1 protein-coding gene is annotated in these 1,110 nt (G+C 61.2%); it reads right to left on the bottom strand.

Annotation, left to right across the window (positions count from 1 at the left end):
• Positions 1-582: 582 nt before the first annotated feature.
• A partial coding sequence (locus E4V01_RS25365) for a GNAT family N-acetyltransferase (RefSeq protein WP_371688544.1) occupies positions 583-1,110 on the bottom strand: 528 nt, incomplete at its 5' end.

Consider the following 1,110-nt stretch of genomic DNA (forward strand, 5'->3'; position numbering starts at 1 on the left):
CCGCAGCTCATCAACGCGCTTCGTGGCCACCTGGCCGAGTTCGGCGTCGTCGCTCCGAAGAGGCCGGCGAACCTCAAGGTGCTGGAAGAGGCTCTGGCCGACGTGGTCGGCCTACGCTCGGCGTACGGCCCGGCTCGACCGCATCGTGCATCATCTCGGCCTTGCCCTCGGCGGTAGACCCACCGCCAGCGTGGCTCAGTAGTTCGACCCAGCTAATCCATCCTTGTGGTCGGGGTTCGAATCCCCTGAGCTCCGCCGCCGTTTTCCCGATATTGCCCGCCACGGCTACGCAAGCACCGCCGATTGCCCCACGGGGAGCGTACTGGAGGTAGGCGGCGGAAGCTCGTCCCACATCATGAATGATTAACAGAACTGTGGCAGATTCTTGGATCGCACGCGGCCGCGAGACTGCCCGTTAAAACCGTTCGCCGCGTTCCCGTTACTCCATGTCCACTCGACCATTTTGGGAAAATTCAATTGGGAACGGATTTTGGGAAAGCGCCAGCGGACATAAACCCGCATCGGGCTTGGAAACGCGAATTGCCAATTCAACCTTGTCTTTGGGAACGGCTGTCGCACAACTCACCGAGCGGAAAACCCTGGGTGGAATGTTACCGTGCCCACCGGCTCGACATCGCTGAAAACCAAACGTTGAAAGTAAGAAGCTGGCACATCGGGGTAGGTGAGCTTAGGGTCGCTGACAAAGCCGAAGCGACCATAGTAGCTCGGGTCGCCGAGGACGACACAGCCGTCCGCGCCGGACGAGCGGATATTTTCTAGGCCAGCGCGGATCAAGTCCGCGCCAATCCCCTGCCGCTGCCTGGCTGGGTCGACGGAAACCGGACCCAAACCAAGCCAGTCGCCATCCTGCCCATCGATCGTTACAGGGGAGAAGGCGACATGGCCTACGATCCTGTCGTCATCCTCTGCCACGAGCGATAGGCTCAACCCGCCGGCTTTACGTAGCGCGTCGACTATGGCGGGTTCGGTCTGTTCGCTATGGGGGGCATTTGCGAACGCGGCGGCGGTCACGTCACGTATGGCGGCCACGTCGCCGGCTTGTTCTGGTCTTATCTGCATCCGTCCCACCGTTTTGTCTGTCGCGCCTTC

Source organism: Methylorubrum sp. Q1 (genome assembly GCF_004683995.1).
Lineage (GTDB): Bacteria > Pseudomonadota > Alphaproteobacteria > Rhizobiales > Beijerinckiaceae > Methylobacterium.